Origin of the sequence: Ancylobacter sp. (assembly GCF_965249975.1) — a bacterium.
Lineage (GTDB): Bacteria > Pseudomonadota > Alphaproteobacteria > Rhizobiales > Xanthobacteraceae > Ancylobacter.
Genome location: NZ_CBDFNE010000003.1, coordinates 857,611 through 883,937 on the forward strand (window position 1 = coordinate 857,611; position 26,327 = coordinate 883,937).

The 26,327-nt window shown below is 67.3% G+C and carries 28 protein-coding genes; 8 read left to right on the top strand and 20 right to left on the bottom strand.

What is annotated here, in order from left to right:
- Positions 1-15: 15 nt before the first annotated feature.
- The 6 genes from ACP2AH_RS04185 to ACP2AH_RS04210 form a co-directional block, all read right to left on the bottom strand.
- The gene (locus ACP2AH_RS04185) at positions 16-822 is read right to left on the bottom strand and encodes an ABC transporter permease (RefSeq protein WP_425104630.1); all 807 of its coding nucleotides are present in this window, start codon (positions 820-822) and stop codon (positions 16-18) included.
- Position 823: 1 nt separating this feature from the next.
- Positions 824-1,591, bottom strand: coding sequence for an ABC transporter ATP-binding protein (locus tag ACP2AH_RS04190; RefSeq protein WP_421697126.1), 768 nt, complete (start codon positions 1,589-1,591; stop codon positions 824-826).
- A gap of 71 nt (positions 1,592-1,662) precedes the next feature.
- Entirely contained in the window at positions 1,663-2,673 is a 1,011-nt protein-coding gene (locus tag ACP2AH_RS04195; RefSeq protein ID WP_425104631.1) for an ABC transporter substrate-binding protein, read from the bottom strand.
- A 50-nt stretch (positions 2,674-2,723) separates the two neighbouring features.
- Positions 2,724-3,947: a UxaA family hydrolase gene (locus ACP2AH_RS04200; protein ID WP_425104632.1), complete on the bottom strand. Its 1,224-nt coding sequence runs from the start codon at positions 3,945-3,947 to the stop codon at positions 2,724-2,726.
- Positions 3,940-4,236 (bottom strand): UxaA family hydrolase, encoded by a 297-nt coding sequence (locus tag ACP2AH_RS04205; protein ID WP_425104633.1) that lies wholly within the window; start codon positions 4,234-4,236, stop codon positions 3,940-3,942. Before ACP2AH_RS04205 ends, ACP2AH_RS04200 begins: the two co-directional genes overlap by 8 nt.
- An 8-nt stretch (positions 4,237-4,244) precedes the next feature.
- Entirely contained in the window at positions 4,245-5,207 is a 963-nt protein-coding gene (locus tag ACP2AH_RS04210) for a dihydrodipicolinate synthase family protein (RefSeq protein ID WP_425104634.1), read from the bottom strand.
- Between the two features lie 251 nt (positions 5,208-5,458).
- Here ACP2AH_RS04210 and ACP2AH_RS04215 point away from each other — a divergent pair, with 251 nt between their 5' ends.
- From ACP2AH_RS04215 to ACP2AH_RS04225, 3 genes are all read left to right on the top strand, one after another.
- On the top strand, positions 5,459-6,526 hold the full coding sequence (locus ACP2AH_RS04215) for a GlxA family transcriptional regulator (protein WP_425104635.1): 1,068 nt from the start codon (positions 5,459-5,461) through the stop codon (positions 6,524-6,526).
- Between the two features lie 527 nt (positions 6,527-7,053).
- On the top strand, positions 7,054-10,452 hold the full coding sequence (locus ACP2AH_RS04220; protein WP_425104636.1) for an autotransporter domain-containing protein: 3,399 nt from the start codon (positions 7,054-7,056) through the stop codon (positions 10,450-10,452).
- Positions 10,453-10,588: 136 nt separating this feature from the next.
- Positions 10,589-11,395 (top strand): DeoR/GlpR family DNA-binding transcription regulator, encoded by an 807-nt coding sequence (locus ACP2AH_RS04225; RefSeq protein WP_425104637.1) that lies wholly within the window; start codon positions 10,589-10,591, stop codon positions 11,393-11,395.
- Between the two features lie 140 nt (positions 11,396-11,535).
- Here the strand turns inward: ACP2AH_RS04225 and ACP2AH_RS04230 are convergent, their stop codons facing one another.
- Positions 11,536-11,862 (bottom strand): DUF2934 domain-containing protein, encoded by a 327-nt coding sequence (locus tag ACP2AH_RS04230; RefSeq protein WP_425104638.1) that lies wholly within the window; start codon positions 11,860-11,862, stop codon positions 11,536-11,538.
- Between the two features lie 114 nt (positions 11,863-11,976).
- Here ACP2AH_RS04230 and ACP2AH_RS04235 point away from each other — a divergent pair, with 114 nt between their 5' ends.
- Together ACP2AH_RS04235 and ACP2AH_RS04240 are read left to right on the top strand one after the other, a co-directional pair.
- Positions 11,977-13,071 carry a DNA topoisomerase IB gene (locus ACP2AH_RS04235; RefSeq protein ID WP_425104639.1) on the top strand — a complete coding sequence of 365 codons (1,095 nt, stop codon included), beginning with the start codon at positions 11,977-11,979 and terminating at the stop codon, positions 13,069-13,071.
- Positions 13,072-13,357: 286 nt separating this feature from the next.
- Positions 13,358-13,900, top strand: coding sequence for a DUF4142 domain-containing protein (locus tag ACP2AH_RS04240; RefSeq protein WP_425104640.1), 543 nt, complete (start codon positions 13,358-13,360; stop codon positions 13,898-13,900).
- 130 nt (positions 13,901-14,030) lie between these two features.
- Here ACP2AH_RS04240 and ACP2AH_RS04245 read toward each other — a convergent pair whose 3' ends face one another.
- The 3 genes from ACP2AH_RS04245 to ACP2AH_RS04255 form a co-directional block, all read right to left on the bottom strand.
- Positions 14,031-15,200: a zinc-dependent alcohol dehydrogenase gene (locus ACP2AH_RS04245; protein WP_425104641.1), complete on the bottom strand. Its 1,170-nt coding sequence runs from the start codon at positions 15,198-15,200 to the stop codon at positions 14,031-14,033.
- 168 nt (positions 15,201-15,368) lie between these two features.
- Positions 15,369-16,424 (bottom strand): HPP family protein, encoded by a 1,056-nt coding sequence (locus tag ACP2AH_RS04250; RefSeq protein ID WP_425104642.1) that lies wholly within the window; start codon positions 16,422-16,424, stop codon positions 15,369-15,371.
- 119 nt (positions 16,425-16,543) lie between these two features.
- A complete protein-coding gene (locus ACP2AH_RS04255; RefSeq protein WP_425104643.1) occupies positions 16,544-16,993 on the bottom strand; it encodes an RrF2 family transcriptional regulator in 450 nt (149 codons plus the stop codon).
- Positions 16,994-17,062: 69 nt separating this feature from the next.
- On the opposite strand from ACP2AH_RS04255, the gene ACP2AH_RS04260 reads away from it, so the two are divergent.
- Positions 17,063-18,346 (top strand): PAS domain S-box protein, encoded by a 1,284-nt coding sequence (locus ACP2AH_RS04260; RefSeq protein ID WP_425104644.1) that lies wholly within the window; start codon positions 17,063-17,065, stop codon positions 18,344-18,346.
- A 14-nt stretch (positions 18,347-18,360) separates the two neighbouring features.
- Positions 18,361-18,918, top strand: coding sequence for an AAA family ATPase (locus ACP2AH_RS04265; protein WP_425104645.1), 558 nt, complete (start codon positions 18,361-18,363; stop codon positions 18,916-18,918).
- Between the two features lie 75 nt (positions 18,919-18,993).
- On the opposite strand, the gene ACP2AH_RS04270 is transcribed toward ACP2AH_RS04265, so the two are convergent.
- The 9 genes from ACP2AH_RS04270 to ACP2AH_RS04310 form a co-directional block, all read right to left on the bottom strand.
- A complete protein-coding gene (locus ACP2AH_RS04270; RefSeq protein ID WP_425104646.1) occupies positions 18,994-19,260 on the bottom strand; it encodes a hypothetical protein in 267 nt (88 codons plus the stop codon).
- 65 nt (positions 19,261-19,325) lie between these two features.
- On the bottom strand, positions 19,326-19,850 hold the full coding sequence (locus tag ACP2AH_RS04275; protein ID WP_425104647.1) for an ureidoglycolate lyase: 525 nt from the start codon (positions 19,848-19,850) through the stop codon (positions 19,326-19,328).
- A gap of 60 nt (positions 19,851-19,910) precedes the next feature.
- Complete coding sequence (gene hydA, locus ACP2AH_RS04280; protein ID WP_425104648.1) at positions 19,911-21,338, bottom strand: dihydropyrimidinase; 1,428 nt, start codon at positions 21,336-21,338, stop codon at positions 19,911-19,913.
- Between the two features lie 210 nt (positions 21,339-21,548).
- Entirely contained in the window at positions 21,549-22,265 is a 717-nt protein-coding gene (locus tag ACP2AH_RS04285) for an energy-coupling factor ABC transporter ATP-binding protein (protein ID WP_425104649.1), read from the bottom strand.
- Positions 22,262-22,987 carry a cobalt ECF transporter T component CbiQ gene (cbiQ, locus tag ACP2AH_RS04290; RefSeq protein ID WP_425104650.1) on the bottom strand — a complete coding sequence of 242 codons (726 nt, stop codon included), beginning with the start codon at positions 22,985-22,987 and terminating at the stop codon, positions 22,262-22,264. Before cbiQ ends, ACP2AH_RS04285 begins: the two co-directional genes overlap by 4 nt.
- Positions 22,984-23,535, bottom strand: coding sequence for a cobalamin biosynthesis protein CbiL (locus ACP2AH_RS04295; RefSeq protein WP_425104651.1), 552 nt, complete (start codon positions 23,533-23,535; stop codon positions 22,984-22,986). Before ACP2AH_RS04295 ends, cbiQ begins: the two co-directional genes overlap by 4 nt.
- Positions 23,532-23,891 (bottom strand): energy-coupling factor ABC transporter permease, encoded by a 360-nt coding sequence (locus ACP2AH_RS04300; protein ID WP_425104652.1) that lies wholly within the window; start codon positions 23,889-23,891, stop codon positions 23,532-23,534. The genes ACP2AH_RS04295 and ACP2AH_RS04300 overlap by 4 nt, the downstream gene beginning before the upstream one ends.
- Positions 23,888-24,502: a cobalt transporter CbiM gene (cbiM, locus tag ACP2AH_RS04305; RefSeq protein WP_425104653.1), complete on the bottom strand. Its 615-nt coding sequence runs from the start codon at positions 24,500-24,502 to the stop codon at positions 23,888-23,890. The genes ACP2AH_RS04300 and cbiM overlap by 4 nt, the downstream gene beginning before the upstream one ends.
- Positions 24,503-24,506: 4 nt before the next feature.
- Complete coding sequence (locus ACP2AH_RS04310; RefSeq protein WP_425104729.1) at positions 24,507-25,247, bottom strand: DUF4198 domain-containing protein; 741 nt, start codon at positions 25,245-25,247, stop codon at positions 24,507-24,509.
- Positions 25,248-25,446: 199 nt separating this feature from the next.
- Between ACP2AH_RS04310 and nikR the strand changes: the two genes are divergently transcribed.
- Entirely contained in the window at positions 25,447-25,920 is a 474-nt protein-coding gene (nikR, locus tag ACP2AH_RS04315; protein ID WP_425104654.1) for a nickel-responsive transcriptional regulator NikR, read from the top strand.
- Positions 25,921-25,993: 73 nt separating this feature from the next.
- Here nikR and ACP2AH_RS04320 read toward each other — a convergent pair whose 3' ends face one another.
- Positions 25,994-26,245 carry a GlsB/YeaQ/YmgE family stress response membrane protein gene (locus tag ACP2AH_RS04320; protein WP_425104655.1) on the bottom strand — a complete coding sequence of 84 codons (252 nt, stop codon included), beginning with the start codon at positions 26,243-26,245 and terminating at the stop codon, positions 25,994-25,996.
- Positions 26,246-26,327 lie beyond the last annotated feature (82 nt).

Here is a 26,327-nt window from a genome sequence, read left to right on the forward strand (position 1 = left end):
TTTGGGAGAATGCGCTCAGTGGCGGCGCAGCGTGATGTGCCAGGGGATCAGCAGCTTCTCCGCCAGCGAGACCGCGCCGAACAAGGCGAGGCCGAGCAATGTGAGGAAGAAGATGCCGGCAAAGGCGAGATCCGGCCGCATATTGCCGGTCGCGATCTGGATGTAGAAACCGAGCCCCTGATCGGAGCCCATGAACTCGGCGATGGTGGCGCCAACCGTCGCGTTCAGCGCGGCATATTTGAAGCCGACGAAGCACTGCGGCAGGGCGGCGGGCAGCCGTACCTTCCAGAAGGTGCGCAGCGGCCCGGCGCCGGTCGAGCGGCAGAAGCGGGTGAGTTCGTCGGAGAGCGAACCGAAGGCGTGGATCGAGTTCAGCGCGACGGGGAAGAAGCACACCAGCACGACGATCACGACCTTGGGCAGCAGCCCGAAGCCGAGCCAGGCGATGAACAGCGGCGCGAAGGCGATCTTCGGCACCATCTCCAGGCTGACGAGGAACGGGTAGACGGTGCGCTGCAGCGGTTTCCAGAACGCGATGGCAAGCCCCACCGGCACGCCGACGCAGATGGCAAGCGCGTAGCCGATCAGGCTCTCCGCGCCGGTGATCAGCGTGTAGTCCAGCAGCCGGGGAATATCCGCCCAGCCATGGGCGGCAATCTGCGAGGGCGTGGGCAGGATGTAGCCGGGGATCTTGAAGATCACCACGGAATATTCCCACACCAGGAAGAAGCCGATGAAGAAGGCAGCGAAGGGCCAGGAGGCGCGCAGCGCGAGAACGACCCGCGTAGCGAGCCGTGCGGCGAGGCCGGGTTCGGGCGGCATGCTAGAGGACACCATAGTCATGGAAGATCCCCTGTATCTCGCGGACATACTGGGTGAACCGGGCGCTTGCCTTCACTTCGAGGTTGCGCGGCCAGGGCAGGTCGATGTCGATGCGGCGCTCGATCCGCCCCGGGCGCGGCGTCACCACGCAGACGGTGGAGGAAAGCTGCACCGCCTCCTCGATGGAATGGGTGACGAACACCACCGTCGGCCGCTTCTGCATCCACAGCGTCTGCAGGTCGGTGCGGATGCTCTCGCGCGTCATGGCGTCGAGCTTGCCCAGCGGCTCGTCGAACAGCAGCGTGTCCGGCTCGTGCACCAGCGCCTGACAGAAGGCCGCGCGCTGCTGCATGCCGCCGGAAAGCTCATAGGGATGGCGGCGCTGGAAACCGTCCAGCTTCACCGAACGCAGCAGGTCGCGTATGCGGTCGGCATAGTCGCGCGGGTCGAGCCCACGCAGTTCGAGCTGAAGGGCGACATTGCCCTCCACCGTGCGCCACGGCACCAGCGTGTTGTCCTGGAACATGATGCCGATATCGGTGCGCGGCCCCTCGACCTTGCGGTCGTCGAAGAATATCTCGCCCCGGCTCGCGTCCAGAAGGCCGGCGATCATCAGCATGAGGGTGGACTTGCCGCAGCCCGACGGGCCGAGCAGCGAGACGAAGCTGCCGGATTCGATGGTCAGGTCGACCGGTCCGAAGGCGTGCACCGCCGCCGGACCGACACCGAACGTCTTTGTCAGCGACCGGATGTCGATCGTTGCTCCCATGACGCGTCTGCACTCCCTGAGATACGGAACGGGCGGAGAGGTTCTCCCCGCCCGCGCGGGGTCGGAAGCCTCTACTTCGGCAGGAAATCGTTGGTGTAGAAGAAGCTCGCCGGCTCCTTGGTCTCAAGGCCGTTATACGTCTTCATCAGCGCGATCATGTCGTTCCAGTCGGCCGGAACGTTCATGCCCAGCACCTTGCCGGTATTGGCCTTGGAGTAGAGAACGTCGAGCGTGACCTTCTGCACCTCCGCCGCCTGCTTCTTTCCGGCTTCCTCGTTCATGGTACCGCCGACGATGTCGCCCATCGCGTTGACCGCCGCCTGAGGGTCGGCCTCCGCCGCCTTGTAGGACTTCACCGTCGCGGCGAGGAAGCGCCGCACCAGATCCGGGTTCTTCGCCACCGTCTCCCGCGACGTGACGATGCAATAGCCGACCTGATTCACGCCAAATTCGGAATAGGGAAAGGTGACGGGCTGCGCCCCGCCGGCCGCCTTGATCTCGGCCGGCTTGTCGTCAAGCCCGCCAAGCATGCCGACCGTGCCACCGGCGCCCTGCAGATAGCTCGACACCAGCGCGCCATCCGGCACGTTGATGATGCCGACATCGCCCTCGGCAAGGCCGGCATTCTTCAGCACCAGCGGGAAGAAGGTGTTCACCCCGGCATTGGAGGTGGTGAGCAGCTTCTTGCCCTTGAGGTCGGCGATCTTGGTGACGCCGGCATCCGGGCGCACGATGATGGCCTCCGTCCCCATCGCGTCGATGACGGCGACCGAGATCAGCGGCGCGCCCTTGGAGGCGAGGTTCACCAGCCCGGCGCAGGAACCGTAGGAGAAGGTGCTGTCGCCATTGGCCACCAGCCGGTGCGCCGAGCCCGAGCCGTTGCCGGAACGGATATCGAGATTGATCCCGGCATCCCTGAAATAGCCGCGGTCCTTGCCGAGAGCGAAGGCCGCGTGCGAACCGTACCACATCCAGTTGAGCCGAAGCCTCACATCGTCGAGGGCCTTGGCCTGACCGGCACCGAACAGGCTGACGGCAAGAAGCGCCGCGCCGGCAAGTCGCTTTCCGAGTGTTGCAGACATGATCATTGCGATCCCCGCTCTGGTTATTGCTTGTGCGATACTGGGGTCGCTCAGACCGGCAGGCAGCCGGGGCCGAGCGCTTCGTAAGTCTTGTAGGACAGAACGAATTCCTGGTGCCCGAGCGCTTCGGACTTGGTCGGCGCGCCCGAAGCCGCAGCGATGACGGCGTCCACCAGATGGCGGCCGACATCCTCCACCGTCTCCACGCCATCGGCGATCGTGCCGCCATTGACGTCCATGTCGCCTTGCATGCGGCCATAGGTACGCGAGTTCGACACGCCCTTGATGACCGGCGCCACGGCCTGCCCGACCACCGAGCCGGCGCCTGTCGTGAACAGGATCAGGTGGCAGCCGCTCGCCACCATCTCGGTGATGGTCTGGGTGTCGTTGATGTTGGGAATGCCGAAGCGCACCGGCCCGTCATTCACCGTGTCCATGAGGTAGAGCCCGGGTCCGGGCGGGCGCACGCCCGGCTTCAGCAGGCCGCTGATCGGCCGCGAGCCGCTCTTGGCATAGGCGCCGAGCGACTTTTCCTCCAGCGTCGACAGGCCGTATTTGATATTGCCGCCGCCGAAGCTGCCATGGCCGAGCGCGGTGTAATACGCGTCCGCCTTCCGCACCGCGCCGCGCAATGCTTCCGCGAGGTCCGGCGTGGTGGCGCGGCGGGCCATATGCTCCTCGCAGCCGATCAGCTCGCAGGTCTCCTCGAACATCACGGTCGCGCCGGCATCGACCAGCAGGTCGCTGGCATGGCCGACCGCCGGGTTGATCGTGACCCCGGACAGACCGTCCGAACCGCCGCATTTGCTGCCGATGACGAGATCGCTGAGCGCGACCGGCACGCTTTCCATGGCCGCAAGGGCGGTGAGCTGTTCACTCACCCAGGCCCGGCCCTGCGCCACCGTCCCGGCGGTGCCACCGCAGGCCTGAATGGTCAGCAATTCGACCGGCCGTCCGCTGGCGGCGATCGCCGCCTTGAGACGGCTGCGCTGGAATTCCTCGCAGCCGAGCGAGACCAGCAGGACCGCGCCGACATTGGGATGAGTGGTGAGGGCGGTCATCACCCGTTCGGCATAGTCGCTGGGATAGCAGCCGGGAAAGCCGATCAGCTGCGCGCCCTCCGCCTGATGCGGCGCCGCGATCATGCGCGCGACATGGTGGGCGCACTCCACGAGATAGGCGACCAGCACGTAGTTGCGGATGCCCTTGCGGCCATCCTGGCGGAGAAATCCGCGCATGCCGGCAAGCGGGGAAGAGGTGGCGAGGCTACTCATAATGGTCCTCGTCATTGTTGAGGTAGCGGCTGGCCACGTTGTGAATGTGGACGAGACGCCCCCGCCCGATCGCCGCCCGGGTGACGGCCACCTTCATTGCGAACCGCACGATGTCCTGCCCCTCGGCGATGTCGCCCAGCGCCAGCTTGTGGCCCTGGGGGATATCTTCCAGCGCCTGCAGCGACACACCGGACAGCGTCGTGGCCCGCTCGCCGGCGCGGATGTCGCGCAGCGCGATGCCGACATTGTCGCCGGCAGCCAGGATGATGAGGTTCGCCGCGCCCGCCATGGTGCCTCTCAGCCGGCCACGAGGTTGGGCGTGCCGATGCGGCGCATCATGTCGAGCGTCGCCGCGCGGTAGAGCGGACGGACGTCGCGGGTCGGCGGGCGGCAGCGGCTGGAGGGCAGGCCGACGAGTTCCATGCACAGCTTGTCGAGATAGCCGTCGCCGCTGGTGAAATCGCGCTCGATCTCCACCCAGAGCTTGTAGAACGGCATGGCCTCTTCCACGAGCATGCGCGCCACTTCGGTGTAGTGGCCGGCGCCGATCTCGCGCACCAGCTTCAGCCCCCATTCGGGCCAGAAATTGCACAGATGCACCTCGAACGCCTTGGCGCCGAGCGCGGGCATGGCGCTGAAGGCGAAGAACAGATTGTTGTCGATGATGGTAAAGCGCTTGGAGAAATGCGCCGCCACGCTCTCGAATTCCATCGCGTCGGTGCGCGGGGTCGCCCATTTCAGGCCGACGACATTCGGGATCTCCGCCAGCCGCTCCACCATCCGGAACGAGATGTTCGTGGTGTTCCAGAAGGTGTTGTAGATGATGATGCCGATCTCCGGCGCCGCTTCCGCCGCCGCGCGGACGAACGCCTCGAAATCCGCCTCAGTGTGGCTGAAGTAGAACGGGCACGACACCTGAATGAAGTCGGCGCCGATGCGCTGCGCGGCCTTGGCGAGGCGGATCAGCTCGAGCGTGCTGGTGGTTTGCGCGCCCATGGCCACCGGCACCCGGCCACCGACCTCGTCGACGACGATCTCCGCCACCCGCACCCGCTCCTCGAAGGTCATGGTGGAGAAATCGCCCGCCGCGCCGCCGGCGAGGAACACGGCCGTCTCGGCGGTCAGCCCGCCATCGATGAGGAAGCGCACATAGGTGCGCAGCGCGGTCTCGTCGACCGGAAACCCTTCCTCGTCGCGGAAGGGCGTCGGCACCGTGACGTAGCAGCCTTCGAGCTTTTTCTTGAGAATTTCCGTCTGCACGTCACCACTCCCGGCTCGCGGCAGCCACGCGTCATCCCGCGCCCACGGCCCGCTGGCCGCAGACGTTCACGGACGAAAGCGTCGCGTGCCCACTCAAATGTCGTGTCAACAAATCCCGGTGCCGAGGGGCCCGCCAGCGGTTCCCCGGATCATTCCGTGGCCTCATAGTGACGGCAAAACGCCGAACGAGTTGACATATCTGGTCTCATTTTTGATGTTTCTGGTCAGCCCAGATGTCGGTGAGACCTCCCATGCCCAGCCCCTCGCCTGCCACTGGCTCCCCCGGCCTGCGCGAGGGCGGGGTGCCCGCATTCAATTTCATCCTGCAGCCGGAATTCCCGCTCAACGCGCTGGTCCTGGCGAGCGAGGCGCTGCGCATAGCCAACCAGAACAGCGGGCGGGAGATTTTCCGCTGGCGCTTCGTCTCCGAGGACGGGGCGCCGGTACGGGCGAGCAACGGGCTGTGGATGTCGGCGGATGACAGTCTGCAGTCCATGCCCGCCGCCGATTTCTACCTCGTCTTCGAGGGAAATCTGCCGATGCAGCGCAATTCCTCGAAGCTGCTCAGCCAGTTGCGCACCGCTGCCCGGTTCGGGGCATCGATCGGCGCGGTCGACACCGGCACCTTCGCCCTTGCGCAGGCCGGGCTCATCGACAAGCGCGAGGTCGTGCTGCACTGGGAGGCGGTGCCGACCTTCCGCGAGCGTTTCCCCGGGGTCGGCGTCAACGGCCAGATCTACCTGATCGACGGCCAGCGCCTGACCTGTGCCGGCGGCATCGCCACGCTCGACATGATGCTCGACCTGATCGGGCGGCTGAAAACCACGACTCTGGCGAGCGAGGTGGCCAATGCGTTGGTCTACGCCCCCCGCCCCGCCGCCACCCCGCAGCGGCTCGACGACACGCCGGCCGCTGCGGCCACCCCGTCCCTGTCCGACCGGATCGTGGCGCTGATGGAGCGCAATCTGGATTTCCCCCTGCCGCTCGACGAGATCGCGGAAACCCTGGCCGTGTCGCCGAAGACGGTGCAGCGCGAATGCCGCCGCTCCTTCGATGAGACGCCGATGCGGCTTTACCTGCGCATTCGCCTGCAGGCTGCCCGCAACATGTTGTTCTATGAGGAATTCGGCATCAAGGATGTCGCCACCGCCTGCGGCTTTTCCTATCCCAGCGTTCTGTCGCGCGCGTTCCACGCTCAATTCGGCATGACGCCGCGCGACTTCCGCACCTCGCTGCGCCGCCAGCAGAACCAGACCTACCGCCCGGAAGTGCGGCGCCTGTCGATTACGCCACCCGCCGGGATACCCGAGCGCGCCTGATCGCGGGACGCAAAGAGAGACATAAATGTTGCTTTAACGACATTACTTTTCATCAAGCGCTCAAAAGATGGAGCACACAGCCGACATCCCGCGCCATCAATGGAATTGCCACAGAGGCATCTCCGCGCGTCGTTGGCAACGATCGGGCTGATAAGGTCCAGCCCGAGAACGTCGCTCCACAGCCTTTCCCGAGGGCGCGCGACGCACGCCTATCGCGGAAAATGAGCAATCTTTTCAGCTATATATCGTTTCGGAGTAAAGAGTTACAGCTCCCCATGCCTGCGATGAAACGCCTGCGTCGACGTCACTTGGGTGGTCTTTCTGTTGGCAAAAAGCCACACAGGGTACGCGGCGCCGCGCGCAAAGGTGCTTGAGCACCGCAGCCTCGTTCCGCTCGCCATAAATGTAATCTAAGTGACATACTGATCTGCGAAATCGACAGTCCTCGATCAACGCCGACCGAAATCCGGGAGCCAGTGTCGCTTTCCGGGCCGGGCGCGGCACTCCGGGCGCATGGGGACTGCATGATGACTCTTGGGAAAACCCGCCACCGACGTGACTTCAGCCTCGCCACACTCTCCTCTCGCCTCCTGTGCGGGGCGGCGATGACGGTGCTCGGTACCGTTGCCGGCCAAGCGGAGGACGGAACGCTCCGCATCCTGACGCTGAACACCTGGGGCGACCAGTACGCCAACAATCTCGGCGTCACCTCGGACTTCTTCACCAATGGCAATTACGACATCATCGCCCTGCAGGAATCGCGCACCAATACCAAGTACATCCCCGGCCTGACGCAGATCCTCGGCGATGCCGGCCTCGGCACCTATGCCGGCACGCAAATCAGCGATGTCAGCCTTATCAGCCGGCTGTCCGGCAGCTTCGGCTCCAGCACGCTTGGCGATGCCGTCGCCTATCAGAAGATCGACGCCCAGAACGGCGTGCCGCAGACCATCATTGGCTCGGTGCATCTCAATTATTACGACGAGCCCAATGCCCGCCTGAACGAGGTGAAGGGCATGAACAGCTGGGCGGCGGGCTCCAACACGCCGATCATTCTCGTCGGCGACTTCAACGCCGGCGACGTTTCCGAGCGCGGCCTGCACAATGCCGACCAGCAGTCCTATCTCTTCGCCCGCACCATCGTCGACAGCGGCTCCTCGGCGCTGTGGAAGCAACTGGCCAAGGAATACACCCCGGAAGGCAAGGCGAGCGAGTATGAGGCCTATGCCGCCTCGATGCAGGTGGTGGACGGCAACGGCAAGGCCCACTACCGCAACGTGATCCAGGCCTATTTCGACGCGCATCCCGAGGAGTTCCCCGGCAAGACCAGCATCTCGCAGATGAGCTGGCGCGAGTGGGAACAGATCATCGCCAAGGACATGGCGCAGAACGGCATCACGTTCGACGACGAGACCTATCCGGTGGCCTCGAACACGCCGGTGACGATGAACGTGCTGAAGAAGCAGTACATGCTGCTCACCACCCCCGCCGAGCGCGAGCCCTTCGCGCCGCACGAGCTGAAGGACGGCACCACCACCTGGCCCTCGGCCGGCGAAGATGCCACCAACACCTGGACCAGCTGGGACCGGGTGACGATCGACCATTTCCTGGTCTCCCGTCCCTTCGGCAAGTGGTACACCATCGTCGACGATCCCAAGGACGCCTATACTGGCGTGCTGGACGATGTCGGCTTCATCAATGACGGTAGCGCCCCGCTCGCCGACCATGAGCCGGTGGCCCATACGCTCAAATGGATCGGCCCGGCGCTGGAGACCTATACCGAGACGGTCGACAACAAGGACGTGGAAAAAACCCGCCTTGTCTGGGGTGCCGACGCCACCGTGTTCGCGGAGAAGAACAAGGAATTCTACCTCACGCGCAACAATATGCGCACCGATGTCTATCTCGGGCAGATCTCCGACGAGAACGGCAATCCGATCCTCACCGGCCTGACGCTGGAAGAGAAGAAGACGCTGCTCGACTGCACGAGCACCGACCCGCGCTTCCAGCAGGCGATCCGCGACTACTGCATCGACGACCACAGCTTCATCGGCCAGACGCTGGTGACCGATGGCGGCACGCTCATCGTCGACGAGGACGCTGCGCTCGGCACCTCGGCGGCCAGCCTGCATCTCGACAATGGCACGCTGCGCATTGCCGGCACGGCCATGACGCTGCTCGACCGCGCCGTGGTGTTGGAAGCCGGCGGCGGCGGCATCGAGGTCGCCGCGGCGGACAATGCGGTGGCGATCGGCCGGGTGATTTCCGGTACCGGCAGCCTGACCAAGCTGGGCGACGGTGCGCTCGGCCTGTTCGGCCAGAATACCTATAGCGGCGAGACCAAGATCGAAGCGGGCCTGCTGGTGGTCAACGGGTCGATTGCCACCTCGTCCCTCACCACCGTCTTCGACGGCGCCGCCCTGGCCGGCACCGGCACGGTGGGCCATCTGCGCGTCGCTTCCGGCGGCACGCTCGCGCCCGGCCAGTCCATCGGCACGCTCAACGTGGCGGGCAACCTGAGCTTCGCCGCCGGTTCCATCTATCAGGTCGAACTCAACGCCGAGGGCAAAAGCGACCTTGTCGCCGTGACTGGCGCCACCACGATCGAAGGCGGCAGCGTGATCGGCATCGCGGCCGGCGGCAACTATCTGCCCGAAACCGCCTACACCATCCTCACCTCGGCCGGCGGCATCGAGGGGGCGTTCGCCGACGTGACCTCCAACCTCGCCTTCCTCGACCCAACGCTCACCTATGGCGCGACCGACATCCGGCTCACCATGGCGCGCAACGACACTGCCTTCGACAAGGTGGGCTATACCAGCAACCAGCAGGCGGCGGCGCGCGGGGCGGAAAGCCTCGGCTATGGCAATGCGCTTTACAACGCCATCGTCATGCAGGACGCGACGACGGCGCGGTCCATCTTCAGCCAGATCGGCGGCGAGGTGCATGCCTCCACCGCCGGCGTGCTGGTCAGCACCAGTCGCTTCGTCCGCGACGCGATGGATGACCGGCTGCGTGCCTCGGCGGGCGAGACGCTGATCTCCGACATGGCGGTGGCCAGCCTCGACACCAAGGCGCCCCGCCCGGTGGCGGCGGACACCAAGGGCGTCGCCATGTGGATGCGCGGCTTCGGCAGCTGGAACGCGGTCGATGGCGACGGGAATGCCGACGGCCTCACCAGCAACACCGGCGGCGTCCTCGGCGGCCTCGATGCCGGCCTTCCCGGCAACTGGCGCGTGGGCATGCTGGCAGGCTACAGCCAGACCTCGGTCAGCCTCGACGACCTCGCCGCCAGCGCGGACAGCGACAATGTCCATCTCGGCCTCTATGCCGGCACGCAGGCCGGCCCGGTCGGCGTGCGCCTCGGCGCCGCCTATACCTGGCACACCATCGACAGCCTGCGCCAGGTCAACATTCCGACCATCAGCGAGCGACTCACCGCCGATTACGATGCCGCGACCTCGCAGGTCTTCGGTGAGCTCGGCTACCGCTTCGAGAACGGCACGGCGGTGTTCGAGCCCTTCGTCAACCTCGCCTATGTCCACTACAGCACGGACAGCTTCGCCGAACAGGGTGGCGTGACGGCGCTGGGCGGGCAGAGCGACAGCCTCGACACCTTCTTCACCACGCTGGGGCTGCGTGCGTCCACCCGCTTCACCGTCGGGGGGATGCAGGCCACGCTGCACGGAACGGTCGGCTGGCAGCACGCCTCCGGCGACATCACGCCCGACGCGTCATTCGCCTTCGTCGGCGGCGACGTGTTCTCGGTCACCGGCGCGCCGATTGCGGAAAATGTCGCGGTGCTCGGCGCGCGGATCGAGTTCGCCGCCACGGAATATGCTACCATCAGCATTGGCTATGACGGGCAGTTCGGCTCCGGCCAGAGCGACAACGGCCTCACGGGGACGCTGAGCGTCAAGTTCTGACGCGCGGTCCTTCCGCGTCATCCTCCGCCGGCCGGAACAAGCTCCGGCCGGCCCCGAGCCGTCTCGACCCATGCGGCGCCTGATGGGCGCCGCATGGGTCGCTGACTATTCTGACGCTGTGCTTTCGAGAGCCGACATGCTGATGCGCGATGACGAGCGGGACGACGAGGGCAAGAAGGCGCGCCGCCGCGCCTTTCTGGTGCAGTATCTCGATCAGAACCGCTACATCTCGATCGAGGAGATCGCGAGCCGCTTCTCGGTAACGACCCAGACCGCCCGGCGCGATATCGTCGCGCTGGAGTTGGAGGGCAAGGTGCGCCGGCTGCATGGCGGCGCCGTGGCCTCGACCCCGATCGACCCCACCGTCTACCGCCAGCGGCGCATCGCCAATGCGCAGGCGAAGGAGGCGATTGGCGCCGCCGTCGCCCGCCTCGTGCCCGACAATGCCTCGGTCTTCCTCGACACCGGCACGACCTGCGAGGCGGTGGCTCGCGCGCTGTTCGACCACACGGCGCTGCGCGTCGTCACCTATAGCCTGCGCGTCGCCTCGACGCTCAGCGACCGCACCGATTTCACCATCGCCGTGCCCGGCGGCTTCGTCCGGCAGGTGGATGGCGGCGTGTTCAGCCAGACTTCGGCCGAGTTCATCCAGGCGTTCAAATTCGACTTCGTCGTCATCTCGGTCAGCGGCATCGACGAGGATGGCGACATCGGCGATGACGACTATGCCGAAGTCGCCGCCGTGCGCGCCGCGATGATGCAGGCGGGGCGGGTCATCCTCGCCATCGACAGCAGCAAGTTCGGCCGGCGCGGGCTGGTACGGCTGGGATCGCTGCGCGACATCGACCTGCTTGTCACCGAGGCCGCGCCGGTCGGCGACCTCGCCAGCGTCGCCGAGAAGAGCGGGGTCAAGCTCCACCTCGCGCGGATGGAGCCGGCCTGAGCGCGCCTTGCCGGCCCCCTCGCCGACCGCGCCCAACACACACGCTGCTGAACGCTATCGCGCCGGCCAATCCGCCGGGAAGGACAATTAAAACCGGGTGGCCCATGGCCGCCCCGTTTTGCTCTTCGCGGCGATCTCTATCAGGCACGCGGTTTCTTGCGGCCGGACGCCCGTTCGGCCACCCCGGTTTCCGCCGGCGCGGTCACGGCGTCCGGGCGGTGGGGGATTTGCATCTCGCCCTGGTCGGTGAGGGTGGGAAATTCGCCGGCGTTGGTCTGCGCCTCGATTGGCTCGATCGGCGGCGACGCCGTCTCCTCGACCGATAGCAGGGTCTCCGGGCGCCCTTCCTCAATCGCCAAAATCTCCTTGGCCTGCACCCAGTGGTCCTCGGCCCGGCCTTCCGGGCGGCCTTCCTGCTCCCACAGTTGGTGAGCCCGCGCGCGTATGGTGTCTTCTCGTTCGTCCATGGAGTTCCTCCCACTTGTCGAGCCAGAACGCGCCGGGTGCGCGGACCGTTCCGGCCGGAACCGGCGACAGCGCGGCACGTTGAGCGTCCGTCGTTCGGAGGCGCGATCATCGACATGGCCGAAAAAACCACCGTCCGGCGCCTGGCGCGCCGCTTCGACCTCAAGATCGTTTCACCCACCAGCCTCACCATCCGCCGTAAGCGGCGCGGGCGTGGCTTCAGCTACGAGACCGCCGACGGCACAGCGCTGAAGGACGCTGAGGAACTGGCAAGGCTGCGGCGGCTCGCCGTGCCGCCGGCCTACCGCAATGTGTGCTTCGCCGCCGATCCGCGCGCCCATCTCCAGGCCGTCGGCGAGGATGCGGCCGGGCGGCTGCAATACCGCTATCACCCGGATTGGACGCTGGTGCGCGAGACGCTGAAGGCCGACCGGCTTTCCGGCCTCGCGCAAGCGCTGCCCCGCATCCTGCGTAGCGTGCGGCGGGAATTGCGCCAGCCCTCCTCCCCCCGCCGCTTCGCCCTTGCCGCCGTCGTGCAGCTTGTCGCGCTCACCGCGATCCGCGCCGGCAGCGAGGAATATGCGCAGGAGCACGGCACACGCGGGGCGACGACCCTGCTCAAATCGCATCTGCGGCTAAGGGATGACGAGGTGGCGCTGGCCTTCAAGGGCAAGGGCGGCAAACCCATCCGCAAGCAGTGCCGCGACGCCGATCTCGCCCGCGCGCTGGCCCAGCTGAAGGAGATTCCGGGCGCGCGGCTGTTCAAATACCGGGGCGAGGATGGCGGCGTCTACGCGGTGCGCGGGGCGGATGTGAACGCCTTTCTGAAAGCCATCAGCGGGCAGGCCATATCGCTGAAGGACTTCCGCACCCTGACGGCGTCGCTGGGCGTGCTCGACCGGCTGGGGCGGCTGGAGCCAGCGGGAAGCGAGCGCGGCCGCCGGCAGCAGATCCGTCAGGCCATCGCTCCCCTCGCCGACGAACTCGCCAACACGCTCACGGTTTGCCGCACCAGCTATGTCCATGACAGCGTGATCTCCGCCTTCGAGGCCGGTACGCTGGCAAAATCCGGCCCCGAAGCGCGCTCGCCCCTCGCGCGGATGCAATTGCTCGCCGAACTCCTGCGCAGCAAAGGCTGCCGCCCGGCCTGCTCTGGAAAGAGCGTTGCCCGCCGCCGGATGGCGGGAGCGGCCGAGGCGACAGCGCCGTAGGCGCCCCCCAGGCGACCGAATGCCCCCTGTTGGCGGGCCGCGCGGGTGCCACCGCGCATGGTGGACGCTTGCGCACAAATGGCGGCGTAAGAGCAAACCGAAGACCCTTTACTCGAAACAGAACACGGCGGTTACATGGTACATCGCCGAAAGTATTTGCTTACAGAGCCGGAAGATGCTGCCGACACGCAAAGGAACCTTCCTGGTTACTGACACTTAGCGAAGTGTAGAGCGCGCTCTGGCGCCAAGGCGCCACACGCCGCGCTTCCAGGAAATGGAGACGACAATGAAGACCCTCAAGCTGCTCACCGTGGCACTCATCACTGCTGCCCCGCTTTCCGTGCTTCCGGCCGCCGCGCAGTCGGTCGGCGAGCAGACCGGGGTGAATGCAGTACTCGGCGTCAGCCCCTCCACCACCGATTTCGTCACCCAGGCGGCGGTCAGCGGCATGTTCGAGATCCAGTCGAGCGAACTGGCGCTTGAGCGCGGCGACGCCGCCACCAAAGCCTTCGCGCAGCAGATGATCACCGCGCACCGCAAGGCTTCCGAGGAGCTGAAGGGATTGGTGGCGAGCGCCAATATCAACGTCACCCTGCCGGCGACGCTCGACAGCGCGCATCAAGAGACGATGGACGATCTGCGCAAGCTCCAGGGCGCCGAGTTCAACGAGGAATACATCGACGAGCAGGTCGACGCGCATGAAGATGCCGTCTCGCTCTTCGAGCGCTATGCCAAGGGTGGCGACAATGCCGCGCTGAAGGCCTGGGCGGCGAAGATGCTCCCCGAACTTAAGCACCATCTCGACATGGCCAAGAAGCTCGACAAGTGAGCCGGCCGCCCCTCGAAGATGTCCCTCGTCGCGCCCGGCCAGGTCCGATCGCCCGGCGGTAACTAAGTCGCAGAGACCGCGCAGGAGCTGCGCGGTCTCCTCAAAGCTGCCCATCGGCCGCGATGCCGATTTAGGGCTTGAGCACGACCTTGATGCAGCCGTCCTGCTTGTCGCGGAAGGTTTTGTAGAGGTCGGGCCCGTCCTCCAGCGAGGCGCGGTGGGTGATGACGAAGGAGGGGTCGATCTCACCCTTTTCGATGCGCTCCATCAGCGGGGCGAGATAATGCTGCACCGGCGTCTGGGCCATGCGGAAACGCAGGCCGCGGTTGATCGCCGAGCCCATCGGCACCTTGTCCAGGAAGCCGCCATAGACGCCGACAATCGAAACCGTTCCGAAATTGCGGCAGCAATGGATCGCCTGACGCAGCACATGCGGACGGTCGGTGCCCATGAACAGCGCGGTCTTTACCCGGTCGACCACGGAATCGGCGCTCGCGGTAGCGTCGGCCTCGGTCCCGACGGCGTCGATGCAGGCATCCGCCCCGCGCCCCTGGGTCAGTTCCATCAGGCGGTCATAGATGTCTTCCTCATGGAAATCGAGCGTCACCGCCCCGCCGGCGCGCGCCATGGCGAGCCGCTCGGGAACGGTGTCGATGGCGATGACCCGCTCGGCGCCGAGCAGGAAGGCGGAACGGATCGCCATCTGCCCGACCGGGCCGCAGCCCCAGATGGCGATGGTGTCGCCCGGCTGGATGTCGCAAAACTCCGCCGCCATGTAGCCCGTTGGGAAAATGTCGGAAAGGAACAGCGCCTGCTCGTCGGTGAGCGAGTCCGGTACCTTGATTGGGCCGACATCGGCATAGGGCACCCGCAGATATTCCGCCTGCCCGCCGGCATAGCCGCCCAGAAGATGCGAATAACCGAACAGGCCGCCGGGCGAATTGCCCCACAGCTTCATCGCCTTGGCACGGTCGGGATTGGTGCGCTCGCAGCCGGAGAAATAGCCGCGCTTGCAGAAGAAGCACTCGCCGCAGGAAATGGTGAACGGCACCACCACCCGGTCGCCGACCTTGAGCTTGCTGTTGCCGGCGCCGACCTCGACCACCTCGCCCATGGTTTCATGGCCGATCACGTCGCCATGCTGCATGCCCGGGATGATGCCGCCATAGATATGCAGGTCCGACCCGCAAATCGCACACGCCGTCACCTTGATGATGGCGTCGCGGGGATCCTCGATGGTGGGATCGGGCACGCTCTCGCAGCGTATGTCGCCCTTGCCGTGCCAGGTCAGCGCTTTCATGGGGGCTCCTCGTCCTCTGACTGCGAGGGCTAATCCCCAGTTCTATGAGACGTTCCGGCCTTGCGAGGCCGGAAACGGGTCCAGATCCCAGCGCGGTACTCCACGCCCCTTTCACGGCAAAACCCTACCCAAACCGGCCAAAAGCCAAGCTTGCCGGCGGCAGATTGCTCAGGCAAGTCCGCGCCGGAGGATGGCGAGCCAGTCCGCCTCCGTCACCACCCCCAGGGGGCGCCCGGCGGCGTCGACGATGAAGACCGCATGGACGCGATCATTGGCGAAGCGGTCGAGCAGGGCAATGGCCGGCGTATCCGGCGCGGCCGTGCTGGCCGGCGTCATCGCCTCCGCCAGCGTCGCCTCTGCCAAGGTCGTGGCCGGCAAGGCCAGTTCGCGCAGGCCCACGGCGCCGACGATCCTGCCCGCATCGTCGAGGATGGGCAGACGGCGCACATCGTGTTGAACCAGCAGCGCGCGCACCTCGTCCGGCGTCATGGAAAGCCGCGCCGCGATGACGCCCGCATGCATGACATCGGCGCAGGAAAGATCACGGTAGGAGCGCGCCAGCGCCCCCTGCTCCATGTCGCGCAGCAGCCGCTCAAGATCGTTCACGTCGATGTCGAAGGTCTCGCCCGTGCGCTCCAGGGCGGCGGCAAGGTCCGCCTTGCTGAACGTCCACGGCATCTCCTTCGCCGGCTTGGCGGGCGGAACGGGGACATGCGGATAAACGTGGCCGGAAAAGCGATGATAGATCCAGGCGGAAGCCACCAGCACCACCGCATTCGCCCCGACGGGCAGGAAGGGGAAAACGAAGCCGGAGGTGGCGCCCGCGAACAGGCCCACCAGCGCGGCGGCGCCGCCCGGCGGGTGCAGGCACCGCAGCAGCGACATGACCGCGATGGCGCCGCCGACGGCGATGCCGGCGGAGAGCGGCGACAGCGGCATGACATGCGCCACCAGAACGCCGACCAGCGCGGAAAGCGTGTTGCCGCCGATTGCCGGCCAGGGCTGCGCCATCGGGCTCGCCGGCACCGCGAACAGCAGCACAGCCGAAGCCCCCATGGGCGGCACCAGCCAGAGCAGATGCTGCGGCTCCGTCGCGGCGAAGGCGCAGATCAGCCCGGTGAGCGCGATGCCGACCAGCGCCCCGGCGCAGGCGAGCAGGCGATCGCGAAGGCTCGCGCCGGCGAGGATAGGACGGAACAGTCTCAGGCGGGAACTGACAGACAAGGCGGCCTCCAAGAAAACGGCATGCTCTGGCGCGGCTTACATGCGGAGCGGCGCGCCGAGGGTCGGCTGTGGGTCACGCGGCGAGCGGCGGCGTGGGGTGAGAGACGTTCTGGCCCTCATCAGGCGGCTCCCGCGCCCGGTGCCGCGATGCCGAGGGAGAGAATGAGGCCCTGAAAACCCGGTTTTCGCTCCACCAGATCGGCCACGGTATAGCTGTCCAGCACGGCGAAGAAAGCCTCCATGGCCTCGTTGAGCACGGGAAGGACGCCGCAGCCGCCGGCGAGCGCGCAGCCCTCGCAGCCGACCAGGCAGTCGTCCCCCTCGGTATGACGCAGCAACTCGCCCACGCGGATCGTCCCGGCGGGCCGGCCCAGCCGGTAACCGCCGGCGCGCCCCCGCACGCTGGCGACATAGCCCGCTTTGCCGAGGTCGTGCAGCACCTTCATCAAATGGTTCTGCGAGATCGAATAGGCGGCGGCGATCTCGGAAATCGCGCAGAGCCGGTCATCCCGCGCCGCGAGGTAGATGAGCACGCGCAAGGCGTAATCGGAATAGCGCGTCAGCTGCATGGCTGTCTGGAGGCTTTCCAGTCCGAGAATACATGTATAGCGTATACATGATTTCGGGGGAGGCAAGTGATGACCGACAGCGGCGGGCAGACGGGGATGAGGGGTCCGGAAGCGGGCGTGCGGCCCTTTGTGATCGAGAGCCGCCAGCGCGAGAGCGATGTCATCACCTCTTTCGTGCTGCGCCCGCGCGACGGGCGCCCGCCCGCGCCGCATAGTGCCGGCCAGCACCTGACGCTGTTCGCGGACATTCCCGGCGCGGGACGGCAGAAGCGCAACTACAGCATCTCCGCCGCGCCGAATGGCGAGACCTACCGCATCTCGGTGAAGCGCGAGCCGGAAGGAACCGTGTCGAAATGGCTGCATGACGTGGCGCGCGAGGGCACGGCGCTGGATATCGCCGCGCCCTCCGGCAGCTTCGTGCTTCCGGCGGACGATGCGCGCCCGCTGGTCATGCTCAGCGCCGGGGTCGGGCTGACGCCAATGGTGGCGATGCTGGAGGCGCTGGCCGCCGACCATCGCAGCCCCCGGTTGCAGTTCATCCATTGCACCCAGAGTCGCGCCACCCAGGCCTTCAGTGCCCATCTGCGCCGTCTCGCCGCCGCGGTGGGCGCCGAGACGGCGTTCTTCCATACGCGGGCGAAAGATGGCGAGATCGACGCCGATGTCGTCGCTGGTCACCTCACGCCCGACTGGCTGCTGGCCCATTCCGCCGTCGCGGAGGCGGAGTACTTTGTCTGCGGCCCGACCCGCTTTCTCAGGCTGTTCGTGCCCGCCCTCGCCAAGGCGGGGGTTCCGCCGGAACGGCTGCATTACGAGTTCTTCGGCGCGGTGGAAGACCTGTTCGACGAGCCGCCGGCGGCCAGCGCCGCCCCGTCCTCCTCGCCCTCAACCGTAGCGGAGCGCCACTCGCGCACGGTCGGCGATGTCACCCGCGCGGCGATCAGCGACGCACTGCTCGACAGCGCCGCCGACGCCGTCGTGGTCAGCGATGCCGAGGGGGCGATCGTGCTGTGGAACCCGGGCGCCGAGCGGATTTTCGGCTTCACTGAGGAGGAGGCGCTGGGCCGTTCGCTCGACATCATCATTCCCGAGCCGTTCCGCGCCCGGCATTGGGAGGGCTATCGCGAGACCGTCGCCTCCGGCCAGAGCCGCTACGGCGCCGGCGACATGCTGGCCGTGCCGGGGCTGACCCGCGACGGGCGGCGCATCTCGCTGGAATTCACCATCGCCCTCATCAAGGACGCCACCGGCAAGGTCACCGGCATGGCGGCGGTGCTGCGGGACATCACCCCCCGCTTCGAGGAGATGAAGGCGCTTAAGAAAAAGGTGGCGGAGCTTCAGGCCGCGCCCTGACGCCGGGAGGCTCCATGGATCGTTTCGTCGTCATTTCCGGCTGCTCGGGCGGGGGCAAGTCGACGCTGCTGGCCGAACTGGCAAGGCGTGGCTTCGCGACGGTCGAGGAGCCTGGGCGTCGCATCGTCGGAGAGCAGTTGCGCACGGGCGGGCGAGACCTGCCTTGGGTCGATCTCGCCGGCTTTGCCCGCCGCGCCATCGTCCTTGCGCAGCAGGACCGGGTGGCGGCGCAAAACCAGAGCGGCTGGGTGTTCTTCGATCGCGGGCTGGTCGACGCCGCTGCCGCCCTGGCCTTCGCAACGGGAGAACCCTTGGACGCCGCGCTCTGCGCCGCACGTCGCTATAACAGGCAGGTGTTCCTGACGCCGCCCTGGCCGGAAATCTATGCCGGCGATGACGCGCGCCGGCACGACCTCGCCGCCGCCATGGCCGAGTATGAGCGCCTGCTCGCCGCCTACCCGGCCCTCGGCTATGAGGTCACCCTGCTGCCCAAGCGGACAGTTGCGGCGCGGGCGGAATTCCTCCTCGCCACGCTGGGCGCCACCGCTGACTCCGATCCGCCGCCACCGTGACGTTCAACGACGCAAAGGGGCAGGCGCGCACCGCCTGCCCCTTCCCTAAACTTCTGCTGTCGGCTGCAGCCGCGCTCACCAGCGGCTGGTATGACGGTCGCGGCCGATGAAATAGCCCACCACGACGCCCGCCAGCGCCGCTGTCACCATACCCGGCAGAACGTCGATGCGGTTGGCGACCGCCGCGTTACCCGCAGCATAGAGGCCCGAGGCGCGATCGGCCGCCTCGTGCATGCCTTCCCGTACCGCTTCGCCGGCAGAGGACATGTTGCGACCCGCCTCGCGCACCAGCGCATCGGCGCTGGAAGGAAGGTTCTCGTTGATCTTGTTGGCGTCGGACATGGGAATGCTCCTGGTGAGATGAACTACCGGAACAACGCCGCCCCGCGAGGAGCGTTCCCCCGGCCCTAGTCCATGCCGATGAGGAAGGGGCCGACGACCCGCTCCTCGCAATCCTCAGCCGTGCCAGCCTGCCAGGACTGCACGAAGAACCGCCCCTCACTCACCAAACCGATGATCGGCGTGTGCCAGACGCCGCGCCCATAGACCACACCGCCGCCCGTGAAGGCGAAGGCCCGCAACGTGGCGAGGTCGGGATACCCCTTCCCATCGTCCAGAGCGACGGCGAGGACGAAACTCTCCCCCTGCATGGCGACTATGGCCTGCTGCGAAAACGCATGGCGCTCCAACAGCCGCACCGAGAGCGGCAGCGCCTGCGGCGCCGTTTCGAACAGCGAGGCGATCAGCCGGCTTCCCGGGCGCGTGTCGGTCTCGAACGGGGTAATGTCGTGGCGCCGCGCCGTGCCGGCATTCGCCGGCATCGGAGCGTCGTTGCCGGGCGCGACCAGGTGGCCATAGGGCCGGAAAAGAGCCGGTGTCGCCGCGAGCGCCGTCAGCGTTCCCCACGGTTCATTCTCATTGCTGTCGCTCACGCACGCCTCACAAGCTGCACCCATGCCCTACCGGGCTCATCTCCCAGCGCCCGCAGCCGTTCAGGCTCCCCCAGCCGGCACGGCATAGGGGGAGAGCTCGCGCTTGAGGAAGCCGCCATCGCCAGCCTCGCCGACAATACGGCCGTCCTCAGCCATCACCTTCCCGCGCAGCAGGGTCATGACCGGCCAGCCGGTGACCTCCATGCCCTCATAGGGCGTGTAGTCGGCGCCGTGATGCATCAGCTCCTGGCGGATCGTCTCCTTGCGGTTGGGATCCCACAGCACGATGTCGGCGTCGAAACCGGGGGCGATGGAGCCCTTTTTCGGGTAGAGGCCGTACATCTTCGCGTGGTTGGTCGAGGTGAGCGCGACGAACTCGTTGAGCGTGATCCGCCCTTCCACCACCCCCTTGGAAAACAGGATCTGCAGCCGCGTCTCGACACCGGGAATGCCGTTCGGCACCCAGCGGAACGAGGTGCGCGCCTTCGGATTCAGCTTGCCCATCTCGCCCTCATAGAAGAAGGCGCAGTGGTCGGAGGAGAAGGTCTGGAACACGCCGGTGCGGATGCCCTCCCAAATGGCGTCCCAGCTGGCGTGGTCGCGCGGCGGCGGCGAGCAGACATATTTGCCGCCGCTCTCATCCATGTTGAGGCCCTTCATGTCCTCGGCGGTCAGCGCCACATATTGCGGGCAGGTCTCGCCATAGACCTTCAGCCCCTTCTGCTGCGCCCAGCGGATCTGCTCCATCGGCTCGCGCCCCGAGACATGCACCACCATGATCGGCACGTCGGTCAGTTCGGCATGGCTGATGGCGCGGTGGGTGGCCTCGCGCTCCACCGACTGCGGACGGGAGACGCCGTGATAATAGGGCGCGGTCTTGCCGGCCGCCTCCAGCTTTTGCGTCATGAAGCGGATGGCGTCATAGCCCTCGCAATGCACCATGACGAGGGCACCGCAGCCGCGCGCGCAGTCGAACACTTCCAGCAGCTGGCGGTCGTTCAGCACCAGATCGTCATAGGTCATGAATACCTTGAACGAGGTGTAGCCATCGCCCACCAGCGCCGGCAGTTCCTGCCCCAGAACGCTGGGCGAAGGATCGGAGATGATGAGGTGGAAGCCATAGTCGCAATAGCATTTGCCCTCGGCCTCCTTGTGATAGTCCATCACGCTCTGGCGCAGGCTCGCCCCGCGCGGCTGCAGTGCGAAGGGCAGCACCGTGGTGTTGCCGCCGGCAATGGCCGAGCGCGTGCCGCTCTCGAAATCATCCGCCATGGCCGGGCCGCCAAAGGCCGGCTGAGCGAGGTGGACATGGCTGTCGATGCCGCCGGGCATGACCAGCAGGCCGGAGGCGTCGATCACCTTCGCGCCGTCGGCGAGGCTCTCCGCCACCGCCACGATGCGCCCGTCGCGTATGCCGACATCGGCGCGCACCGTGTCCGAGGCGGTGACCACCGTGCCTCCGCGTATGACCGTGTCGAATTCGTGCATGGGCGCCTCGCTGGCTGGGTTGGGGGGACGCGGCTCCGCCGGCATGCGCCCCGCCTGCAAGTCACGCACCACCTCCCGGCAGCAAAGGGCGCGACGCGGTTCCCCGCGCGCGCCTCGCCCGCGCAGCGTCCGGAGGGAATGGCGCCCGCTCGTTTACGGGCAGCCACCGCCTCCCGGTTAGGCAGGGGTACGACCGCCCCCCGCCCGACCCTAGCTCTCGGCCACGGGATGGATGTGCGGATGCGAATGGGTATGGCTGTGCGGATGGCTGTGCAGCGCGGCCGGAATCAACCGCCCGCCCTCGATCGCCATCGCCCGCGTCGCCAGTTCGGCGATGAAGGCGTCATCATGCGACACCAGCAGCATGGCGCCGGGAAAGGCGTGCAAGGCTGCCCGCAGGCGCTTTCCGTTCGCAGTGTCGACGCCGTTGGTAGGCTCGTCGAGCAGCAGCACGTCCGGCTTCATCGCCAGCAGCCCGGCGAGGCAGACGAGGCGCTTCTCGCCGCCGGAAAGCCGATGGCTGATGCGCGGCGCCAGCGCGGCGATCCCCAGCATTGCCAGCACCTCCTCGGCGCGGCGCAAGGCTTCCGCCTGGGTGCAGCCGAGATTGAGCGGGCCGAAGGCGACATCCTCGATCACGCTCGGGCAGAACAGCTGGTCGTCGCTGTCTTGGAAGAGATAGCCGACGCGCGGACGCAGGGCTCGAAAGTCGCGCTCGCTGCCGCAGGTCGTGCCGAACAGACGGACCTGCCCGGCACTCGGGCGCTCCAGCCCGACCAGCGTGCGCAGCAGCGTGGTCTTGCCCGCGCCGTTCGGCCCGACAATGGCGAGCCGCTCCCCCTCTGCCAAAGCGAGATTCACCCGGCTGAGCACGGCGGCGCCGTCGCGGATGACGGTGATCTCTTCAAGCGAAAGCAGCACGCTCATAGCCGGTCCGCCAGGGTGAGGGCGAGCCCGAAGGCCAGCACGGCGGTTACCCCGGTCCAGTCGCGCCGTGTCGGCGGCGGCAGGGCGAGGCGCGGAAAGCGGCCCTCATAGCCCCGGCACAGCATCGCCTCCTCCACGCGCTGCGCCCGCGCCAGCGCCCGCACCAGCAACATGCCGACGAGATGGCCATAGCTGCGCCAGCTGTGGCGGTTCGAGCCCGGACGAAAACCACGCATCCGCATCGCTTCCAGCAGCCGTCGCGCCTCGTCGCGGATGAGCGCGAGATAGCGTGCGGTGAGCACGAACAGTCGCACCAGCGTCTCCGGCACATAGAGCCCGCGCAGCGCGCCGCCGAGCCCGGCCGGCTCCACCGCCCCGAGCAGGCCGACAAGGACAAGCACCGAGGCCGAGACCTTGGCGGCGATGAGCGCCGCGCGCGCCATCCCCTCGACGCTCGCGGTGAGCGGGCCGAGCGAAAACAACGGTTGTCCCGGCAAGGTGAACGGCAAGGTGGCGAAGAGCAGCAGCAGAAAGCCCTCCACATGCAGCAGCCGCCGCCACAGCTTCGTCGGCGGCCGGGACCACGCCACCGCCAGCACCACCACCCCCAGCGCCACCACCGCGACGGGAAGCCGGTGCAACTGCGACAGGCAGGCAATGAGGACGAAGGCCGCGACGAGGCGCAGGCGCAGATCGCCGGTGGCGGCGGCGTCCGTTTTCATGCCCGCCGCCCCTTCGCCCACAGCGCCATGCCGGCAAGGCCGAGGATGAGGAAGATGCCGGACATCAGATCGGCGATGCGCAGGCGGTCGTCCATTTGCTCGATCCGCTCCATCAGCGGCGTCACCTGCCGCTGCACCGCCGCCTCGACCAGCGCGGCCAGCCGGGCCTCGCCTGCCGCTTCCACCGCCGGCGCCGGACGGTCGACGGGGGCCGCCGCCACAGCGGCCGCGCCACCGAAACGCGACGCCGGCAGGGTGGCGGCGGCGATATGGCCCTCGCGCTTGTCGACCGTCACCGTGGCATCGACGGGCGGCTGCGGCGCGGGGAAGGCGAAGCGACCCTCCCCGTCCGTCGTCCCGGCGGCGAGCGTCGTGCCGGCGGGGTCCTTGGCCGTCCACACCGCCCCGGCGGCGCGGCCGCCGCCGATGAAGAAGGCGTAGCCCGTCACCTCCGCGCCCGCCACCGTGGCGAAGACCTTCAGCTTATGCGCCTGCGCCGGGCCGGCGAAGGCCAGGACCAGCAGGAGCGGCAGCAGCAGGCGGATCATGACGTGACGGGCCTCAATGCCTCGGGCTGCACGCGGGCGAGGAAGGACACCACGGCGCCGGTGACGAAGGCCTCCACCAGCGCGAGCGGCAGATAGGTGGCGATGACCACGCGCGCCGCCGGGGCGAAATCGCTCGACGACAGCCACAGCGCCAGCGCCACCATGCCCCCGGTGCCGAGCACCGCCAGCGCTCCCGCCGCCGCCCCGGCGGCGAAGCGCAGGGGCGCGCGCGGCGTGGAACGGATCACCGGCCCCAGCGCCATGCCACACAGCACACCCGGCAGCGCGATGTTCACCGTGTTCACCCCCAGCGTCGTCAGCCCCCCGAAACCGAACAGCAGCAGCAGGCGGATCATGACGTGACGGGCCTCAATGCCTCGGGCTGCACGCGGGCGAGGAAGGACACCACGGCGCCGGTGACGAAGGCCTCCACCAGCGCGAGCGGCAGATAGGTGGCGATGACCACGCGCGCCGCCGGGGCGAAATCGCTCGACGACAGCCACAGCGCCAGCGCCACCATGCCCCCGGTGCCGAGCACCGCCAGCGCTCCCGCCGCCGCCCCGGCGGCGAAGCGCAGGGGCGCGCGCGGCGTGGAACGGATCACCGGCCCCAGCGCCATGCCACACAGCACACCCGGCAGCGCGATGTTCACCGTGTTCACCCCCAGCGTCGTCAGCCCCCCGAAACCGAACAGCAGCGTCTGCAACAACAGGGCCACAAGCACGGCGAGAAAGGTGGCGGGCCCGAGCATCACCCCCATCAGCCCGGCCAGCAGCAGATGCACACTCGACGGCCCCACCGGCACCGCGACCAGCGATCCCGCGAAGAACGCCGCCGCCAGCAGCGCCGTGCGCGGGATCATCCGCTCATCGAGCCGCCGCAGCCCCAGCGCCACGCCGCCGGCGGCAAGGAGACCGCCGCCGATGAGCACGGGCGCGGAGAGGAGACCATCCGGGATGTGCGCCATGCGCCTATTTTCCACCCGCCGCAGCGCCGCCCATGTCGGTCGCCTTCACCCAGATCAGCGCCCCCTCCTCCACCGGCACCTCCTTGCCCTCAGGCGAGGTCATCGGCGTGTCGCCTTCCAGCAGCGCGGCGAAGCCCCACCAGCCGGCGCGCGGCATGGCATAGGTAAAGGTGCCGTTGGCATCGGCCTTGATCACCTGCGTCACGAAGGCGTCGTTGGGCGGGGTCACCGTGCCGTCATTGATGAACTCGACCTCCACCTCGGCGAAGGGCGCCGGCTTGCCGCCTTTCAGCACCACGCCGGTGAAGACATTGCCGGTCCACAACCCGGTCGGCCGGGTGAGCGGCTGGATTTCCACCGGCAGCCCGACCAGCGCGTCCCAGCCCTCGCCGGACGCGTAGGAATCCACCGTCGCCTTGGCGTAATGGACGATGTACTTGCCCTCGGAAGGCTCCCAATAGGGCTGCGGCTCGACATAGAAGATCGCCGCGCCGGGCTCCTTCAGCTCATAGGCCAGCGTCCAGGCGCTCTTGCCGTCCACCGGTTTTTCGGTGATCCGCCCGAGAAGATCGGTCGCCTTGCCGCCGGCCAGCACGCCCAGCTTTGCCGGCTTCTTCATTTCCATGACCGGCCCGCCCTCGACGGGATGGGTAAACACCATCTCCACGTTCACCGCGCCGCCCTCGGGCAGCACGTCGGCAGAGGGTATGATCTCCTGGAAATGCGCCTGCGCCGGCGGCCCCATCAGCGGCAGGGCGAACAGAGCGGCAATGAGGCCGGAACGGTGGGGGGCGGACACGCGGCACCTCCTGTATGAATAAAAGGATAAAAAATCATACATCCGTAACGACGCGCGACAAGCACAAAAAATAGGCACGAACCGAAAAGTCTTGCGGAAATCAAGGTGATAACCTAGCTTCCAGCGCACCGGGAGGGGCGCTTCCATGCAGCGGATCACCATCGCTATCGACGACGATCTGGCCGCGCAGCTGGATGCGTTCATCGAGCAGAGCGGCGCGGCGAGCCGCTCGGAGGCCATACGCGACATGGTACGGCGCGGCCTTTCCGCCCGACCGGACGGGCCGGACGGCGCCGCCTGTTTCGGCGTCGTCAGCTGCACCATCGACCAGTCGGTGCGCAACCTCGCCGCGCGCGTGCCGCAGGGGCGGCTGGAGCGGCACGACCAGACGGTGGCCGCCCTCTCCGTGCCGCTCGACCACACGACCTCGGTGGATGTCACGGTCATGCGCGGCGAGGTCGGCGACATCGCCGCCTATGCGCAGGCTCTGTTTCTGGAAAGAGGCGTGATGCACGGCGCGCTAAGCCTCATCCCCGTGGCCGAGGAGAAGTCGCACCATGTGCATAATCACGGCTCCCCGCACGCGCACACCCATGTGCGGGTGAAGAGCGGGTTCTAGATGCGCAAAAGGCGCGCCCTTGCGAGCGCGCCCTCTTCGCTGCGGTGGCGGTGCTGCCGCCGCGCCCGCTGCGTCAGTTTCGTATCGCGCGGACCAGCCCGATCAGGATGCACGCCCCGAGCACGCCGGCGACGAGATAGCCGATCCAGCCGCCGAAGCCGACGCCGATCAGGCCGAACAGGAAGCTGGCCACCGCCGCGCCGATGATGCCGAGCACGATGTTCAAGAAGATGCCGGTGCCGGTCTTCATGATGGCGGAAGCGATCCACCCCGCCAGACCGCCAATGATGATGGCGGCGATCCAGCCAATCTGTGCGTCTTCCATGCGATTTCTCCCAGAACCCCGATTGGAAACGCTGAGAAAACGCATGGGCCGGCGGGCCGTTCCCGGCGTGGCGCGGCCGGCG